We start from the raw sequence: 15971 nt of genomic DNA, 5'->3' as shown, positions 1-15971 counted from the left end.
CTGACGGATGGCGGCCCAGGTACGCGTTCTTCGTCAGCGGATCCGTTCCGCTAAGGGGATGAAGAAGATCACCAAGGCGATGGAGCTCGTGGCGACGAGCCGGATCGCCAAGGCCCAGGCCCGGGTGGAGGCGTCCCTGCCGTACGCCCAGGCCATCACCGGCGTGCTCACGGCGCTGGCGTCCAACGCGCGGATCGACCACCCGCTGCTCACCCCGCGCGAGCGGGTGCGGCGGGCGGGCGTCCTGCTGGTGACCGCCGATCGTGGCCTCGCCGGCGGCTACAGCTCGAACGCGATCCGGACGGCGGAGTCGCTGATCGCCCGGCTGCGCGCCGACGGCAAGGAGCCGGTGCTCTACGTCATCGGGCGCAAGGGCGTGCAGTACTACCGGTTCCGGGACCGGCCGATCGAGGCGAGCTGGACGGGCTTCTCGGAGCAGCCGGGCTTCGCCGACGCCCGCACCGTCGGGGAGACGCTGATCAAGGCGTTCACCGCCGGCGCGGACGACACGGACGGCAGCGCGGGGGCGGACGGGGTGCTCGGGATCGACGAGCTGCACATCGTCTTCACCGAGTTCAAGTCCCTGATGACCCAGAACCCGGTGACGCGGATCATCGGCCCGATGCAGGTCGAGGACCGTCCGCGGTCCGAGGGCCTGCTCCCGGCGTACGAGTTCGAGCCGGAGGCGGAGGCGCTGCTCGACGCGCTGCTGCCGAAGTACATCAACACGCGGATCTACGCGGCGTTGCTGGAGTCGGCGGCCAGCGAGTCGGCGGCCCGGCGGCGGGCGATGAAGAGCGCCACCGACAACGCCGAAGAGATGATCGAGAAGTACACGCGTGAGATGAACTCGGCCCGCCAGGCCGGGATCACCCAGGAGATCAGCGAGATCGTCGGCGGCGCGAACGCGCTGGCCGCGTCGGGAAGTGAAGTGTGATGACTGCCCCAGTAGAGACCAAGACGGCCACGGGTCGCGTGGTCCGGGTCATCGGCCCGGTCGTCGACGCCGAGTTCCCGCGCGACGGCATGCCGGACCTGTTCAACGCGCTGCACGTGGACGTGACCCTGTCCGGCGGCCAGAAGACGCTGACCCTGGAGGTCGCCCAGCACCTGGGCGACAACCTGATCCGCGCCATCTCGATGCAGCCGACCGACGGCCTGGTTCGTGGCACCGAGGTGCGCGACACCGGCTCGCCGATCCGGGTGCCGGTGGGCGACGCGGTCAAGGGTCACGTCTTCAACGCCATCGGCGAGTGCCTCAACCTCACCGAGGGCGAGACGCTCAACCCGGACGACCACTGGGGGATCCACCGCAAGGCCCCGGCCTTCGCGGACCTGGAGCCGAAGACCGAGATGCTGGAGACCGGCATCAAGGTCATCGACCTGCTCGCCCCGTACGTCAAGGGCGGCAAGATCGGCCTGTTCGGCGGCGCGGGCGTGGGCAAGACGGTGCTCATCCAGGAGATGATCACCCGCGTGGCCCGGAACTTCGGTGGTACGTCGGTGTTCGCCGGCGTGGGTGAGCGCACCCGCGAGGGCAACGACCTCATCGCCGAGATGACCGAGTCCGGTGTCATCGACAAGACGGCGCTGGTCTACGGCCAGATGGACGAGCCGCCGGGCACCCGGCTGCGGGTCGCCCTCTCCGCGCTGACCATGGCGGAGTACTTCCGCGACGTGCAGAAGCAGGAGGTGCTGCTCTTCATCGACAACATCTTCCGCTTCACCCAGGCCGGTTCCGAGGTGTCCACGCTGCTCGGCCGCATGCCGAGCGCCGTGGGTTACCAGCCGACCCTGGCCGACGAGATGGGCGAGCTCCAGGAGCGGATCACCTCCGTCCGGGGCCAGGCCATCACCTCGATGCAGGCGATCTACGTGCCGGCGGACGACTACACCGACCCCGCCCCGGCCACCACGTTCGCCCACCTCGACGCGACCACCAACCTGGAGCGGTCGATCTCCGACAAGGGCATCTACCCGGCCGTGGACCCGCTGGCGTCCTCGTCCCGGATCCTCGCCCCGGAGTTCGTCGGCGCCGAGCACTTCGCGGTCGCCACCGAGGTCAAGCGGATCCTGCAGAAGTACAAGGACCTGCAGGACATCATCGCCATCCTCGGCATCGAGGAGCTCTCCGAGGAGGACAAGCTCGTCGTCGGCCGGGCCCGGCGCATCGAGCGCTTCCTGTCGCAGAACACCTACGCCGCCGAGCAGTTCACCGGCGTGCCGGGCTCGACGGTTCCGATCAAGGAGACCATCGAGGCGTTCAAGAAGATCAGCGAGGGCGAGTACGACCACTTCCCCGAGCAGGCCTTCTTCATGTGCGGCGGTCTGGAGGACCTGGAGCGCAAGGCCGCGGAGCTGATGAAGGGCTAAGACCCTCGTCACACCAACGAAACCGCCCCGGTACACACCGGGGCGGTTTTCGTTCACGTGGAGGTCTTATGATCTCCGCTGTCCGGTTCACGGGCCGACGGTCCTGTCGGCTGCGAGGTACCGTCGATCCACGCCGTCTCCTCCGGACGAGCGGTGGTCACTGCAACTATTCGGCTGCGTACGCCCGTCTCCTCTTCGTGGGCGTGACGAACGGAGATGATCGTGGGTAAGGCCGGCAAGGACGGCAGGAGAAGGCCGTCCCGGTGGGCGCGCGTGCCGCGCTGGGCCCAGGTGTGCACGGTGTTCGGCGCCGTGCTCATGCTGCTGAGCGGCGCGGTGCTGGTGGGCTACGAGGCGCTGCTGTCGCGCTACGAGGGCGCGATCGGCAAGGGCGACCTCTTCGGCGACCAGGCGGCCGGCGCCCAGGAGCGCAAGAGCGACATCAAGGGCCCGCTCAACATCCTCCTGGTGGGCATCGACCCGCGCAACCCGGAGACCCCGCCGCTGGCGGACTCGGTCATGGTGCTGCACGTGCCGGCCGAGCTGGACCGGGCGTACCTGTTCTCGCTGCCACGGGACCTGCGGGTGGAGATCCCGAAGTTCAGCAAGGCGGAGTTCAACGGCGGCACCGACAAGCTCAACGCCGCCATGTCGTACGGCAGCCGGGTGCCGGGCGAGAACCCGGACGCCGCCCGGGGCTTCGAGCTGCTGGCCAAGACCGTGCAGCAGGTGACCGGGATCGAGCGGTTCGACGCGGGCGCGATCATCAACTTCACCGGCTTCCAGAAGATCGTCGACGCGATGGGCGGCGTCGACATGTACATCGAGCGCGAGGTGCGCTCCGAGCACCGGGAGCCGAGCGGGGTGCACCGCAAGGGCAACCCGTACGGCGAGGGGTACATCGGCCCGCAGGCGGTCTACAAGAAGGGCAACCAGCACCTGAGCGGGTGGCAGGCGCTGGACTACGTCCGGCAGCGTTACCCGAAGAACGGCGTCCCGGACGCCGACTACGGCCGCCAGCGCCACCAGCAGCAGTTCATCAAGGCGATGGTCGACCAGGCGTTCAGCGCCGACGTGGTGGCCAACCCGATCAAGCTGGACAGGGTACTCCGGGCCGCCGGGCAGTCGCTGATCTTCAACGGCCGGGGCCACGGCGTGGTCGACTTCGCGCTGGCGCTGAAGAACATCCGGTCCAGCAACGTCGAGCTGATCAAGCTGCCGGGGGCGAACATCGGCACCGGCCGGGCGTACCGGGGGGAGCGGTTGCTGCCGGCCGCGGAGGACTTCTTCACCGCGCTGCGGGAAGAGAAGCTGGACGCGTTCCTCCTGGAGCATCCCGACTTCCGTAACAAGAGCAAGTAGGATCGCCGGCCGACCAGACGCGGGGTGGCGCAGCTTACGCCACCCGCGTTGGGGGGCCGAAGGCGGCGCGACTAGACTTTCGACAATCCGCCGCCGCAGCAAGGAGACAGCGTGGCACAGCAGCTTCACGTCGAGCTCGTAGCCGTCGAGGAGAAGGTCTGGTCCGGCGAGGCCGAGATGGTCGTCGCCCGGACGACCGAGGGTGAGCTGGGTGTGCTCCCGGGGCACGCGCCCCTGCTGGGCCAGCTCGCCGAGCCCGGCCAGGTCCGGATCAAGCTGCCCGGCGGCGAGCAGGTGTCGTACGAGGTGGCCGGTGGTTTCCTCTCGGTGAGCAGTGAGGGTGTCACCGTCCTGGCCGAGACCGCCACCCCCGTCTCCGCCGCGCAGAGCCGCTGAGCCCACCCGCCGATGGAGATCGTGGAGGGCATCGGCATCGGCGTCGCCGTCGTGCTCGTCGCTCTCCTGATCCTCTTCGTCCGGCGGGCCGTGGTGACCCGCAGCGGCGGGATCATCCGGCTCAGCGTCCGGGTCTCCACGATCCTCGACGGCCGGGGCTGGTCACCCGGCTTCGGTCGGTTCTCCGGCGAAGAACTCCGCTGGTACCGGATGTTCAGCTTCGCCCTGCGCCCCAAGCGGGTGCTCTCCCGTAAGACGCTGGTCGTGGAGCGACGGCGGCTGCCCGAGGGGCAGGAGCGGCTCTCCATGCCCGCCGACTGGGTGATCCTCCGCTGTAGCAGCCAGCGCGTACCGGTGGAGATCGCCATGGCGCGGTCCACGGTCACCGGCTTCCTCTCCTGGCTCGAGGCCGCCCCGCCCGGGGCGGCCTCGCCGCGTCTGGCCTCCCAGGACTGGCCCGCGGCCTGACCCCCCTTGTTGGCTCCGGTTGCTTTCTTCCGTTGCGGGTCGCTTTCCTCCGTTGCGGTCGGTTGCTCTGTTGCGGTGGGGCGCCGGTCACGGCGGGCCCCACCCCGGGTCCGAGGGCGGCCGCCGCGTCTTGATCGACTCGATGTCGGCGACATGGCGGTATCCGGAGCGCTTGGACACCCCTATGTCGCCGACATGCAGTGGATCACCCGACCCGACTGCGACATGGATCTCCGGAGACAGGTCCCCCCGGTTCGAGGGTGGCCGCCGCGTCTTGATCGACTCGACGTCGGCGACATGGGGGTGTCCGAGCGCTCCGGATGCCGCCCTGTCGGCGACATGGCGGGAATCATCCGACCCGACTGCGACGATCCATCCGGTCCGTCCGGTTCACGCGGTCGTGGGGTGTGACCGGGGGCATCGTGGGGGCGGAATCGTGGCCGGGGCGGGGTCGTTACACCTGGCGCACGGCCGAGGACGGCGTCCCGCTTCCGTGTCCGTGAGGCGGGTGGGCCGGGCCCGGAATGGTGACGGGCCGCCGGTCGTTGTGCATGGTCCCGGCGCCCGTGACGAGGCACCCCCTGCCCCGCGGTCGCACCGGCCAGAGACTTCCCCTCTTTCGAGCGCCTGACGGTGCTTGCGCACGCCTGTCCGATCCCCCTCGGCGGTGTGCGCCAACCCCCGAATGGAGCTTTCGATGATGAACACGATGCTGCGTAAGAGCGTTCTCGGTGTTGCTGGTCTCGCGTTCGCCGGTGGGCTTGCCGCCGGTCCGCTGCACGCCACCGCCGCGCATGCCGTCCCGGCGCAGGTGAAGCCGGTCGCGGTGGCCGTGCAGGCCGACAAGCCCGACAGCGGCAAGCTGGTCCCGCATGGGGTGCAGGGCGCGCAGTCGCGCATCGACCTTGACGACGAGCAGGTGGCGAACGCGAAGGCGATCATCGCGGCGACGAAGAAGGCCGGCCTGCCTGAGCGGGCCGCGGTGATCTCGATCGCCACGAGCCTGCAGGAGTCGAAGCTGGAGAACCTGGGGCACCTGGGTGACCGTAACGACCACGACTCGCTGGGCCTGTTCCAGCAGCGTCCGTCGTCGGGTTGGGGCACCCCGGAGCAGATCACCGACCCGCAGTACTCGACGACGGCGTTCCTGAAGGGTTTGAAGCAGGTCGACGGGTGGCAGGACATGCCGCTGACCGAGGCCGCGCAGACGGTGCAGGTGTCGGCGTACCCGGACGCGTACGCGCAGTGGGAGCAGCAGGCCGCCGACCTCGTCGCCCAGTACTGGAACAGCTGACCCACCCAGCACGACCGAACACGCACGACCGAACACGCAGGCAGGACACCGCTGGCCGGCACCCCAGAGGACGGGGTGCCGGCCAGCGGCGTTCGCGTACTCGGGTCAGTCAGGTGAGGCGACCAGTTCCACCTCGTAGCCCTGGTCGTCGGCGAGATAGGCGGCGTACGTCTGTGGGCCGCCCGCGTGCGGGTGGCGGTCCGGGAAGAGCAGCGACCAGCCGTGGCCCGGCGCGGCCGCGACCAGCCGGTCCACCGCGGCCGGCGGCCCGGCGTGGAACGCCAGGTGGTTCAGGCCCGGGGCGAGCCGGTCGTGGTTTCGTCCGGACAGTGCCGGGGACTCCTCCAGCACCAGGTACGTCGGGCCGAGCCGCCACGAGCGGCCGTCCGGCCAGTCCTGGTACGGGCTCCAGCCCAGCTCGCCCAGCAGCCAGCCCCAGCTGTGGATCGCCCTGGCCAGGTCCGGCACCCAGACCTCGACGTGGTGCAGCCCGCCGACGGGGGTGTCCGTCGGGCCCGAGGCGTCCGCCGCGAGTGACGCGTCCCCGCTCAGCGTTGACCGCCCGGCGCCCATAGCACATCGCCCGCCGGATTGGCCGTTCTTGACAGGATGAAGAGCAGATCGGAGAGCCGGTTGAGATACTTTGCCGGAAGTGAGCTGGTCCGGTCGGGATCGTGGGCGAGCAGGGCCCAAGCCGCGCGCTCGGCCCGCCGCGCGACGGTCCGCGCCACGTGCAGCAGCGCCGCGCCCGGGGTTCCGCCGGGAAGGATGAAGGAGTCGAGCTTGGTCAGGCGCTCGTTGTACTCGTCGCACCAGCCCTCAAGGCGTTCCACGTACTCCTCGGTGACCCGCAGCGGCGGGTACTTCGGGTCCGGCTCGACCGGGGTGGCCAGGTCAGCGCCGACGTCGAACAGGTCGTTCTGGATCGACCCCAGCACCGCCCGCAGTTCGTCGCCGAGCTGCCCGAGGGCGATCGCGACGCCGATGGCGGCGTTGCACTCGTCCACGTCGGCGTACGCGGCGATCCGCGGATCGGTCTTCGGGACCTCCTCGTTGTTGTTCAGCCTGGTCGTGCCGGCGTCGCCGGCCCTGGTGTAGATGCGCGTGAGGTGGACGGCCATGACGCACAGCCTACGGATACCGGACCTGACCATCCCCGTACGGCCGGAGCAGTGCCCGCCGGAGCGGGCCCGGCCGGCGGGGGTCGGCCCCGGGGACGCCGGCGACCTGGCGCTCAACGACGTCGACGTCATCCGGGTGGCCGGTGACGCCCGGCTCGGCGGGACGGTGCACGTCGTCGGGGCGAAGAACTCGGCGCTCAAGCTCATGGCCGCCGCGCTGCTCGCGCCCGGGCGGAGCGTGATCACCAACGTTCCCCGGATCACCGACATCGCCATCATGGGCGAGGTGCTGCGCCGGCTGGGCTGCGACGTACGATTCGACGCCGACGACCCGGTCGACCCGATGGTGGCGCGGGGCGGGGTGGCCCGCTCGCGGTCGGTCACCATCGACGTGCCGGAGCGGCCGGGCGCGGAGGCCGACTACGACCTGGTACGCCGGCTGCGCGCGTCGATCTGCGTACTCGGCCCCCTGCTTGCCCGGTGCGGGAACGTGCGGGTGGCCCACCCCGGCGGGGACGCCATCGGCTCCCGTGGACTGGACATGCACATCGCCGGGCTGACCCGGATGGGCGCGGACATCTGCGGCGAGCACGGCTTCGTCATCGCGTCCGCCCCGGACGGGCTGCACGGCGCGGACATCGTCCTGGACTTTCCCAGCGTCGGCGCCACCGAGAACCTGGTGATGGCCGCGGTGCTCGCCCGGGGCAGCACGGTGATCGACAACGCGGCGCGGGAGCCGGAGATCGTCGACATCTGCTCGATGCTGATCAGGATGGGTGCCCGTATCGAGGGAGCGGGCACGTCCACCCTGCGCATCGAGGGGGCGCCCGAGCTGCGGCCGGTGCGGCACGCGACGGTGGGGGACCGGATCGTCGCCGGGACCTGGGCGTTCGGCGCCGCGATGACCCGGGGCGACGTGACCGTGACCGGGATCGCCCCGGCATTCCTGGAGGTCGCGCTGGACAAGTTGGTCGCCGCCGGCGGCCTGATCGAGACCCGCGACGGTGCCTTCCGGGTACGGATGGACGACCGCCCGAGGGCCGTGGACGTGGTGACGCTGCCGTACCCGGGCTTCGCCACCGACCTGCTGCCGATGGCGATCGGGCTCGCCGCGGTGAGCGACGGCGCCTCCCTGATCACCGAGAACATCTTCGACGGCCGGTTCATGTTCGCCAACGAGATGATGCGGCTGGGCGCGGACATCAAGACCGACGGCCACCACGCGGTGGTCCGGGGGCGGGACCGGCTCTCCGGCGCCCCCGTCCGGGCCACCGACATCCGGGCCGGCGCCGGGCTGATCATCGCGGGCCTGTGCGCCGACGGGGTCACCGAGGTCTCCCACGTGCACCACGTCGACCGCGGTTATCCGGACTTCGTCGCCGACCTGCGGGCGCTGGGGGTCGAGGTCGAGCGCGGCACCGTACCGGACGAGCCGGCCCTGGAGATCTGACCGCGCGCCGGCCGAAGGGCTCGACCGAGACGGCGCCGGGGTAATCCGACGGGCCGGGGCAGCCGGCTTAGCCATCGTTCAGCCTCGCCGACTAGGGTGCTGACAGACACTCGAATTCAGGGCAAGGGAGAGGCAGATGGCGGGTCGACTCGCGGTTGTCGGGGCCGGGCTGATGGGCTCGGGCATCGCCCAGGTGGCGGCGCAGGCGGGCTGGCAGGTGACGCTGCGGGACCTGGACGACGCGGCCACCGGGCGGGGGCTGGCCGGCATCCGGAAGTCGTTGGAGAAGTTTGCTGACAAGGGCACCATCGACCGTTCCGAGGTCGAGGCGACGTTGGGTCGGATCACCCCGACCACCGACCTGGAGGCCGCGGCGGACGCCGACATCGTGGTGGAGGCGGTCTTCGAGCGGCTGGACGTCAAGCACGAGGTGTTCCGCGCGCTGGACAAGATCTGCAAGGCCGACGCGGTGCTGGCCACGAACACCTCGGCCATCCCGGTCACCCAGATCGCGGCGGTGACCGAGCGCCCCGAGTCGGTCGTCGGCACCCACTTCTTCTCCCCGGTGCCGATGATGAAGCTCTGCGAGCTGGTGCGCGGCTACAAGACGAGCGACGAGACCCTGACCACCGCGAAGGCGTTCGCCGAGGGCGTCGGCAAGACCGTCGTGGTGGTGAACCGGGACATCGCCGGCTTCGTCACCACCCGGCTGATCGCCGCGCTGGTCGTCGAGGCGGTCAAGCTGGTCGAGTCGGGCGTGGTGTCGGCCGAGGACCTGGACACCGCCTGCCGGCTCGGCTTCGGCCACGCCATGGGCCCCCTGGCCACCTGCGACCTGACGGGCGTGGACGTGCTGCTGCACGCTGCGAGGAACATCTACACCGACACGGCCGACGAGAAGTTCTTCCCGCCGGAGCTGCTCCAGCGCATGGTCACCGCCGGCGACCTGGGCCGCAAGACCGGCAAGGGGTTCTACACCTACTGATCCGACGCGGTCCCCGTCCCGCCGGTGCTGCGCGGGGCCTCCCTGTCCCCGGCGGGGGGTGCTCCCTGCCCCGCCGGGACGGGTAGCTCCCTGCCCCGCCGGGACGGGTAGCTCCCTGCCCCGCCGGGACGGGTAGCTCCCTGCCCCCGTCGGCCTCCGGCGGGGACAGGGGTCAGCGGTCCGGGCGGGGTGGGGTGAGCGCCCCGGCCAGGAACGGGAAGGCGGCGGGGACGACCCTCCCCTAGTAGACGAAGTCGTGCCGGCCGTCGGCGTACTCGGCGCGGGCCGGCGGCTCGGGCAGCGCGCGGGCCAGTGCCCGTACCTCGGGCAGCAGGCCGTCCTGCCGGCCGCACCAGAGCCCCACCGGGGTCCCGCGCAGCCGCCGGGCGCCCGCGAAGACGTCGTCCCCGGGCCGTACGGCGGGGGAGAAGGCCGCCACCGCGCGCAGCCAGCCGGGGAACGTCTCGGCGAGCAGCAGCGATCCGAACCCGCCCATCGACCAGCCCCAGGCGGCGACCCGGCTGGTGTCGAAGCCGCGCTCGGCGCACCACGCCGGCAGTTCCTCGCGCACCATCCGTTGCGGGTCGTCCGACCCCGAGCGGCGCCACGACAGCCGCCCGCCGGTCGCGCCGGCGAGCGCGAACGGCGGCGCGCCCCGGCGTACGGCGTCGGTGAGGAACCGGGCCAGCCCGAACCGGGCGAAGTCGCGCGGGGTCGAGGACGCGCCGTGCAGCACCAGGCAGACCGGCAGGCCCCGACCGTCGCCGTGGCCGGCCGGCACGGCCGTCCAGAAGTCGACCGTACGGCCCCGCGCGGCGGACGCCCGCTGGACCAGCCGCTCGTCGCCGGCCGGGGCGTCCGGCAGTACGGGCGCCGGCCCCGGGCGACGGCGGGTCAGCTCGCGGGCCGTCCAGCCGGCCCCGCCAGCCAACGCCGCCGCACCGGCCCCCGCCAACAGCAGCCGCCGCCGGGTGAGTCGAAGCACCACCGACCCAGCCTTCCCTACGCCTCAGCCGTCGCGCTTGGTGGTCCAGCGGAAGGTGGTCAGGCAGAGGACGAGTCCGGTCACGCACCAGAGGGCGAGGACGAGCGCCACCCGGCCCAGCTCGAACCCGCCGGCCGCCTCCCGGGCGCCGAAGCTGTCCGGGAGGAAGACCGACCGTAGGCCCTGGCACATCCACTTGAGCGGGAACAGTGCGGCCACCTGCTGCATCCAGGGCGGCAGCTCGGTGAAGACGAAGAAGACGCCGGAGATGAACTGGAGCACCAGGGCGACGGGGGTGACCACGGCCGAACCGCTGCGAGCCGTACGGGCCAGTGAGGAGATGGCGATGCCGCACAGGGTGCAGGCGGTGACCCCGAGGACGGCGACCCAGCCGAAGGTGAGCCATCCGCTCTCGTCCGGCAGCCTCAGGTCGAACAGGGCGACCGAGACGGCCAGCAGCAGGGCGATCTCCAGCACCCCGATCGCCACCACCATGACCACCTTGCCGGCGAACCACACCCACTTCGGCATGGGCGTGCCCCGGTAACGCTTGAGCACCCCCCGGTCCCGTTCGATCGGGATCCAGATGCCGAGGTTCTGGAAGCTCACCGTCATCAGGCCGGTCGCGATCATGCCGGTGATGAAGTACTGCGTGTAGCTGACCCCAGGGGCGATCTCGTTGTCGAAGATCGAGGCGAAGATCAGGATCATGATGATCGGGAAGCCCAGCGTGAAGACGACGGACTCCCGGCTGCGCAGGAACTGGGTGATCTCCAGGCGGCCCTGGCGCAGGGCGAGCGCGGCCGGCCCCGGCCGGCGGGCCGGGCCGGCGGCGGCGGGGGCCGCCGGCTTCGTGGTGGTCGTCATCGGTGTCCGATCATCTTGAGGTAGACGTCTTCCAGGGTCGGCCGGGTCACCGTCAAGCCGGGCACCTCGCCGCCGTAGCGCGCGGCCAGCTCCGCCACCAGCGCCGTCGGCGTCGCGCTCTCCGCCGTCTCGACGCCCCCCTCCGGCGTACGCCAGGAGACCGTCGCCAGCGCCTCCTGGCGGTTGCCGAGGCGGTCCGGCGGCGCCACCTCGACGAGCCGGCCGCCGGCGATCACCCCGACCCGGTCTGCCAGCGCCTCGGCCTCGTCCAGGTAGTGGGTGGTGAGCACGATGGTGGTGCCGGCGGCGGCGAGGTCGCGGATCAGCTCCCAGAACTCCCGCCGGGCCTCCGGGTCGAAGCCGGTGGTGGGCTCGTCGAGGAAGAGCAGCTCGGGGCGCCCGATGATGCCGAGCGCCACGTCCAGGCGGCGCTTCTGCCCGCCGGAGAGGGTGTGGGTGCGCGCCCGCGCCTTCGCGCCCAGGCCGACCCGCTCGATCACCTTCGCCGGGTCGTCGGCGTCGGGGTAGAAGCCGGCGAAGTGCCCGACCACCTCGGCGACGGTCAGCTCGTCGAACTCGCCCGTGCCCTGGAGCACGATGCCGACGCGGGCGCGCCAGCGCGGGTCGGGGTGCCGTGGGGGGCGCGAGGAGCGAGCTTGCGAGCCCCGCAGCCGCGACCCGAAGGCAAGCCCGGGGTCGCTGCCCAGCACGGACACCTCGCCGGCGTCGCGCTGCCGGTAGCCCTCCAGGATCTCCACGGTCGTGGTCTTGCCCGCGCCGTTCGGGCCGAGCAGGGCGAACACCTCGCCGCGCGGAACGGCGAGGTCCAGGCCCGCCACCGCGACGTTGTCGCCGTACGCCTTGCGCAGTCCCCGGACGGAGATCGCGAGCTGGTCATCCATGCTGTCCAGTGTGCGACCGCGGGTCCACGCGGCGGCGCCCGGGGTGTGGCGGTCCGCCCCATGTCGGGCCGTCTGCGCCCCCTCGTCCGCGACATGGGCCTGTGCAGTTTTCCACAGTTCGTTTTACCGGGCGGTAACTTAGACTCCGGCCATGGACGAGAAGGCTCCTCCCAGCCGGTTGCCCGAGCGCGACCGCCCGTGGGTGATGCGCACCTACGCCGGGCACTCCTCGGCCGCCGCGAGCAACGCGCTCTTCCGCCGTAACCTCGCCAAGGGGCAGACGGGGCTGTCGGTGGCCTTCGACCTGCCCACCCAGACCGGGTACGACCCGGACCACGAGCTGGCCGCCGGTGAGGTCGGCCGGGTCGGGGTGCCCGTCGCCCACCTCGGCGACATGCGTGCCCTCTTCGACGGCATCCCGCTCGCCGAGATGAACACCTCGATGACCATCAACGCGCCGGCGATGTGGCTGCTCGCCCTCTACGGCACGGTGGCGATGGAGCAGGGCTGGACCGCCTCGATGCTCTCCGGCACCACCCAGAACGACATCATCAAGGAGTACCTGTCCCGGGGGACGTACATCTTCCCGCCGGCCGCGTCGCTGCGGCTCACCGCCGACATCGTCGCGCACACGCTGAAGACGATGCCGCGCTGGAACCCGGTGAACATCTGCTCGTACCACCTCCAGGAGGCGGGCGCGACGCCCGTGCAGGAGGTCGGCTTCGCCCTCGCCACCGCCGTCGCCGTACTGGACGCCGTTCGCGACTCCGGTCAGGTGCCGGCCGAACGGATGGGCGACGTGGTCGCCCGGATCTCGTTCTTCGTCAACGCCGGGGTGCGCTTCGTCGAGGAGATCGCCAAGATGCGCGCGTTCGGCGCGCTCTGGGACGAGATCACCCGCGAGCGGTACGGCGTGTCCGACCCGAAGCAGCGCCGCTTCCGGTACGGCGTGCAGGTCAACTCGCTCGGGCTGACCGAGGCCCAGCCGGAGAACAACATCCAGCGGATCGTGCTGGAGATGCTCGGCGTGACCCTGTCCCGCGACGCCCGGGCCCGGGCCGTGCAGCTGCCCGCCTGGAACGAGGCGCTCGGGCTGCCCCGTCCGTGGGACCAGCAGTGGTCGCTGCGGATGCAGCAGGTGCTGGCGTACGAGTCGGACCTGCTGGAGTACCCGGACCTGTTCGACGGCTCGCACGTGATGACGGCGCTGGTCGACGGCATCGTCGCCGGGGCCCGGGTCGAGCTGGACAAGGTGCTGGAGATGGGCGGCGTGGTGGCCGCCGTCGAGTCCGGGTACCTGAAGAGCGCGCTGGTCGCCTCGCTGGCCGACCGCCGCCGCCGGATGGAGGCCGGCACGGACGTCGTGGTCGGCGTCAACCGGTTCACCGAGACCGAGCCGTCCCCGCTGACCGCCGCCGGCGCCGAGGCGATCGAGCAGGTCGACCCTGCGGTGGAGGCGGCGGCCGTGGCCTCCGTACGCGAATGGCGGGCCGGGCGGGACGGCGCGGCGGTCGCGGCGGCGCTCGACCGGCTGCGGGCGGACGCCGCGACGGCGGCCAACCTGATGCCGGCGACCCTGGAGTGCGTGCGGGCCGGTGTGACCACCGGCGAGTGGGCCGGCGCGCTGCGCCAGGTCTTCGGGGAGTACCGGGCGCCGACCGGGCTGGCCGGCGCGGCCGGGGCGGCCGGCGGCGCGGGACTGGCCGCCGTGCGGGAGCGGGTCACCGCCACCGCCCGGGAACTGGGCAGCGGCAGGCTGCGGCTGCTGGTCGGCAAGCCCGGCCTGGACGGGCACTCCAACGGCGCCGAGCAGATCGCGGTACGCGCCCGCGACGCCGGCTTCGAGGTCGTCTACCAGGGCATCCGGCTGACCGCCGGGCAGATCGTGGCCGCCGCGGTCGAGGAGGACGTCGACCTGGTCGGACTGTCGGTGCTCTCCGGCTCGCACCTGGCCGCCGTGCCGGCGGTGCTCGACGGCCTGCGTGCCGCCGGTCGGGGGGACCTGCCCGTGGTGGTCGGCGGCATCATCCCGCCGGCCGACGCCGACGCGCTGCGGGCGGCCGGCGTCGCCCGGGTCTTCACCCCCAAGGACTTCGCCCTCACCGACATCATCGGCGACCTCGTCGAGGTGATCCGCGAGGCCAACGCCCTGGGCTGAGTTGCCGAGTCAGCGGCGGTCGTACGTCGTATCCGGTCAGCGGCGGTCGTACGTCATGCAGTCCGCCAGGTCGTTGTCCGGCCCGACCCGGATGCCCGGCGCGTGGCACTCCAGCCGCGAGTTGTGCCGGCAGTCCGCCCGCTGGCAGGCGCCGACCTGGGCGACCAGCGTGTCCACGCCACCCGGCTGCGGCATCCGGATGAAGGTGTGACAGTGGGCGTGGTCGCTGCTGCCGATGGTGATGGCGAAGGCGTGGCAGTCGCCGGTGCGGTTGTAGGCGCAGGCGGCCACGACGCACTCCTGGACGCGGGGTCTCTCCATCGACGCGGTCATGGCAGACTCCTGATCCTTCGCTGGCTTTCCTCCGATACTAGGCTTTTGCCGGATTGTGTACGCCTGGTCCGGTCCGGTCGGACCCGTGCACTCGGTCGGACCCGTGGACTCAGCCGGTCCGGTCGGACCCGTGGACTCAGCCGGTCCGGTCGGACCCGTGGACTCAGCCGGCCCGGTCGGACCCGTGGACTCAGCCGGCCCGGTCGGACCCGTGGCCGCGTTGGAGGCGCGCCGGTTCCGCGGCTGGCTCAGCCGGGCTGGGCGGCGGCGGACCGGTCCGGGCCGAGCACTTCGGACAGCGGGGCCGGCGTGAGGCCGCGCTCGGCCAGCCCGGCCAGGATGTGCGGCAGCGCCTCGTCCGTCATCGGGGCGTTCGCCTCGGTGACGTGCAGCACGACGACCGAGCCGGGGCGTACCCGGGACAGCACGGCGTCCACGATCGGTCGCCACGACTTCGCGAACGGGTCCCCGCTGACCACGTCGCCGTCCACCACCGTCACGCCCAGCGGCGCCAACGCGGTGAGCGCCGCCCGGTCGTGGCACAGCCCCGGGAAGCGGAAGTAGCGGGTCTGCCGGCCGCCGTACGGGGCGATGACGTCGAACGTGCGCGCCACGTCCGCCGCCATCCGGTGGCGGGAGATCGTCGGGAGGCCGTAGCAGTCCGGGGTGAAGGCCAAGTGGCCGTACGTGTGGTTGGCCAGCTCGAAGCGCGGGTTGCCGGCCAGGCGGCGGGTCACCTCGGGGTACTCCTCGACCCACTTCCCGGTCAGGAAGAACGCGGCGGGCACCCGCTCCCGCTCCAGCAGGTCGACGATCGCCAGGTTCGCGTACGACCGGACCGCGCCGCTGCGCAGTTGGTAGCGCATCGCGTCGGTCATGTCGGCGTCGAAGGTGAGCGCCACGCGGTTGCCGGTACGCGGGCCGTGGTCGACCACCGGCGGCCGGCGTCGGGGGTCAGAGGTGCCGGGCCGTGTTTCCGGTGCCGTCGTCGACCGGGCCGCCTCGGGTGTCAGCGTCGGTCGGGCTGCCTCGGGTGTCGGCGTCGGCCGGGTCGCCTCGGGTCTCGGTGTCGCGGCGTCTGCCGGTATCCGGGCGATCACCCCTTGGCCGCGCTCCGCTGGGGTTGTCGGCAGGACGAGCAGGGCGAGCACGCCGGTCAGGGCGGCCAGCGTCGCGACGAGGGGGACGCGAGTGCGGTTCACGGACAGCAACCGGGACGAGCCGAACGGACAGCAACCGGGACGAGCCGAACGGGCAGCAACCGGGACGGGGCCGGG

General features: G+C 71.8%; 16 protein-coding genes. 9 read left to right on the top strand and 7 right to left on the bottom strand.

The window, feature by feature from the left end; all coding sequences use genetic code 11:
• Positions 1 to 7: 7 nt before the first annotated feature.
• From ABGB16_RS18285 to ABGB16_RS18260, 6 genes are all read left to right on the top strand, one after another.
• Positions 8 to 937, top strand: coding sequence for a F0F1 ATP synthase subunit gamma (locus ABGB16_RS18285; RefSeq protein WP_145773402.1), 930 nt, complete (start codon positions 8 to 10; stop codon positions 935 to 937).
• A complete protein-coding gene (gene atpD, locus ABGB16_RS18280) occupies positions 937 to 2373 on the top strand; it encodes a F0F1 ATP synthase subunit beta (RefSeq protein ID WP_347669289.1) in 1437 nt (478 codons plus the stop codon). The genes ABGB16_RS18285 and atpD overlap by 1 nt, the downstream gene beginning before the upstream one ends.
• A 216-nt stretch (positions 2374 to 2589) precedes the next feature.
• Positions 2590 to 3735, top strand: a complete 1146-nt coding sequence (locus ABGB16_RS18275; RefSeq protein ID WP_347669288.1) for an LCP family protein — start codon at positions 2590 to 2592, stop codon at positions 3733 to 3735.
• Between the two features lie 111 nt (positions 3736 to 3846).
• On the top strand, positions 3847 to 4131 hold the full coding sequence (locus tag ABGB16_RS18270; RefSeq protein WP_347669287.1) for a F0F1 ATP synthase subunit epsilon: 285 nt from the start codon (positions 3847 to 3849) through the stop codon (positions 4129 to 4131).
• Positions 4132 to 4143: 12 nt separating this feature from the next.
• Positions 4144 to 4599, top strand: coding sequence for a DUF2550 domain-containing protein (locus ABGB16_RS18265; RefSeq protein ID WP_347669286.1), 456 nt, complete (start codon positions 4144 to 4146; stop codon positions 4597 to 4599).
• Between the two features lie 700 nt (positions 4600 to 5299).
• The gene (locus ABGB16_RS18260; RefSeq protein WP_347669328.1) at positions 5300 to 5893 is read left to right on the top strand and encodes a hypothetical protein; all 594 of its coding nucleotides are present in this window, start codon (positions 5300 to 5302) and stop codon (positions 5891 to 5893) included.
• Between the two features lie 105 nt (positions 5894 to 5998).
• Here the strand turns inward: ABGB16_RS18260 and ABGB16_RS18255 are convergent, their stop codons facing one another.
• Positions 5999 to 6466 carry a VOC family protein gene (locus tag ABGB16_RS18255; protein WP_347669285.1) on the bottom strand — a complete coding sequence of 156 codons (468 nt, stop codon included), beginning with the start codon at positions 6464 to 6466 and terminating at the stop codon, positions 5999 to 6001.
• Complete coding sequence (locus ABGB16_RS18250) at positions 6442 to 7014, bottom strand: cob(I)yrinic acid a,c-diamide adenosyltransferase (protein ID WP_347669284.1); 573 nt, start codon at positions 7012 to 7014, stop codon at positions 6442 to 6444. The genes ABGB16_RS18255 and ABGB16_RS18250 overlap by 25 nt, the downstream gene beginning before the upstream one ends.
• Here ABGB16_RS18250 and murA point away from each other — a divergent pair.
• Both murA and ABGB16_RS18240 read left to right on the top strand, forming a co-directional pair.
• Positions 7013 to 8464 (top strand): UDP-N-acetylglucosamine 1-carboxyvinyltransferase, encoded by a 1452-nt coding sequence (gene murA, locus ABGB16_RS18245; RefSeq protein ID WP_347669283.1) that lies wholly within the window; start codon positions 7013 to 7015, stop codon positions 8462 to 8464. The two genes, ABGB16_RS18250 and murA, sit on opposite strands and share 2 nt — an antisense overlap.
• 136 nt (positions 8465 to 8600) lie before the next feature.
• Positions 8601 to 9449 (top strand): 3-hydroxyacyl-CoA dehydrogenase family protein, encoded by an 849-nt coding sequence (locus ABGB16_RS18240; RefSeq protein WP_347669282.1) that lies wholly within the window; start codon positions 8601 to 8603, stop codon positions 9447 to 9449.
• A gap of 241 nt (positions 9450 to 9690) precedes the next feature.
• Here ABGB16_RS18240 and ABGB16_RS18235 read toward each other — a convergent pair whose 3' ends face one another.
• The 3 genes from ABGB16_RS18235 to ABGB16_RS18225 are packed head-to-tail and all read right to left on the bottom strand — an operon-like array spanning position 9691 to position 12203.
• A complete protein-coding gene (locus ABGB16_RS18235; protein WP_347669281.1) occupies positions 9691 to 10437 on the bottom strand; it encodes an alpha/beta hydrolase-fold protein in 747 nt (248 codons plus the stop codon).
• Positions 10438 to 10458: 21 nt separating this feature from the next.
• Positions 10459 to 11301: an ABC transporter permease gene (locus tag ABGB16_RS18230; RefSeq protein WP_347669280.1), complete on the bottom strand. Its 843-nt coding sequence runs from the start codon at positions 11299 to 11301 to the stop codon at positions 10459 to 10461.
• Positions 11298 to 12203, bottom strand: a complete 906-nt coding sequence (locus tag ABGB16_RS18225) for an ABC transporter ATP-binding protein (protein ID WP_347669279.1) — start codon at positions 12201 to 12203, stop codon at positions 11298 to 11300. The genes ABGB16_RS18230 and ABGB16_RS18225 overlap by 4 nt, the downstream gene beginning before the upstream one ends.
• Positions 12204 to 12354: 151 nt before the next feature.
• Between ABGB16_RS18225 and ABGB16_RS18220 the strand changes: the two genes are divergently transcribed.
• Positions 12355 to 14361: a protein meaA gene (locus ABGB16_RS18220; RefSeq protein ID WP_347669278.1), complete on the top strand. Its 2007-nt coding sequence runs from the start codon at positions 12355 to 12357 to the stop codon at positions 14359 to 14361.
• Positions 14362 to 14397: 36 nt separating this feature from the next.
• Here the strand turns inward: ABGB16_RS18220 and ABGB16_RS18215 are convergent, their stop codons facing one another.
• Both ABGB16_RS18215 and ABGB16_RS18210 read right to left on the bottom strand, forming a co-directional pair.
• Entirely contained in the window at positions 14398 to 14694 is a 297-nt protein-coding gene (locus ABGB16_RS18215) for a DUF1540 domain-containing protein (RefSeq protein ID WP_347669277.1), read from the bottom strand.
• Positions 14695 to 14942: 248 nt separating this feature from the next.
• The gene (locus ABGB16_RS18210; RefSeq protein WP_347669276.1) at positions 14943 to 15896 is read right to left on the bottom strand and encodes a polysaccharide deacetylase family protein; all 954 of its coding nucleotides are present in this window, start codon (positions 15894 to 15896) and stop codon (positions 14943 to 14945) included.
• Positions 15897 to 15971: the final 75 nt, after the last annotated feature.

This window comes from Micromonospora sp. B11E3 (assembly GCF_039871625.1).
GTDB lineage: Bacteria > Actinomycetota > Actinomycetes > Mycobacteriales > Micromonosporaceae > Micromonospora.
Note: the sequence above shows the minus strand (reverse complement) of the source record. Positions and strands in the feature narration are given on the sequence as shown.

Coding starts and splice junctions, on each gene's coding strand:
- ABGB16_RS18285 (WP_145773402.1), top strand. CDS start 8: ATGGCGGCCCAGGTACGCGTTCTTCGTCAGCGGATCCGTTCCGCTAAG.
- atpD (WP_347669289.1), top strand. CDS start 937: ATGACTGCCCCAGTAGAGACCAAGACGGCCACGGGTCGCGTGGTCCGG.
- ABGB16_RS18275 (WP_347669288.1), top strand. CDS start 2,590: ATGATCGTGGGTAAGGCCGGCAAGGACGGCAGGAGAAGGCCGTCCCGG.
- ABGB16_RS18265 (WP_347669286.1), top strand. CDS start 4,144: ATGGAGATCGTGGAGGGCATCGGCATCGGCGTCGCCGTCGTGCTCGTC.
- ABGB16_RS18260 (WP_347669328.1), top strand. CDS start 5,300: ATGAACACGATGCTGCGTAAGAGCGTTCTCGGTGTTGCTGGTCTCGCG.
- ABGB16_RS18255 (WP_347669285.1), bottom strand. CDS start 6,466: ATGGGCGCCGGGCGGTCAACGCTGAGCGGGGACGCGTCACTCGCGGCG.
- murA (WP_347669283.1), top strand. CDS start 7,013: ATGACGCACAGCCTACGGATACCGGACCTGACCATCCCCGTACGGCCG.
- ABGB16_RS18250 (WP_347669284.1), bottom strand. CDS start 7,014: ATGGCCGTCCACCTCACGCGCATCTACACCAGGGCCGGCGACGCCGGC.
- ABGB16_RS18240 (WP_347669282.1), top strand. CDS start 8,601: ATGGCGGGTCGACTCGCGGTTGTCGGGGCCGGGCTGATGGGCTCGGGC.
- ABGB16_RS18230 (WP_347669280.1), bottom strand. CDS start 11,301: ATGACGACCACCACGAAGCCGGCGGCCCCCGCCGCCGCCGGCCCGGCC.
- ABGB16_RS18225 (WP_347669279.1), bottom strand. CDS start 12,203: ATGGATGACCAGCTCGCGATCTCCGTCCGGGGACTGCGCAAGGCGTAC.
- ABGB16_RS18220 (WP_347669278.1), top strand. CDS start 12,355: ATGGACGAGAAGGCTCCTCCCAGCCGGTTGCCCGAGCGCGACCGCCCG.
- ABGB16_RS18215 (WP_347669277.1), bottom strand. CDS start 14,694: ATGACCGCGTCGATGGAGAGACCCCGCGTCCAGGAGTGCGTCGTGGCC.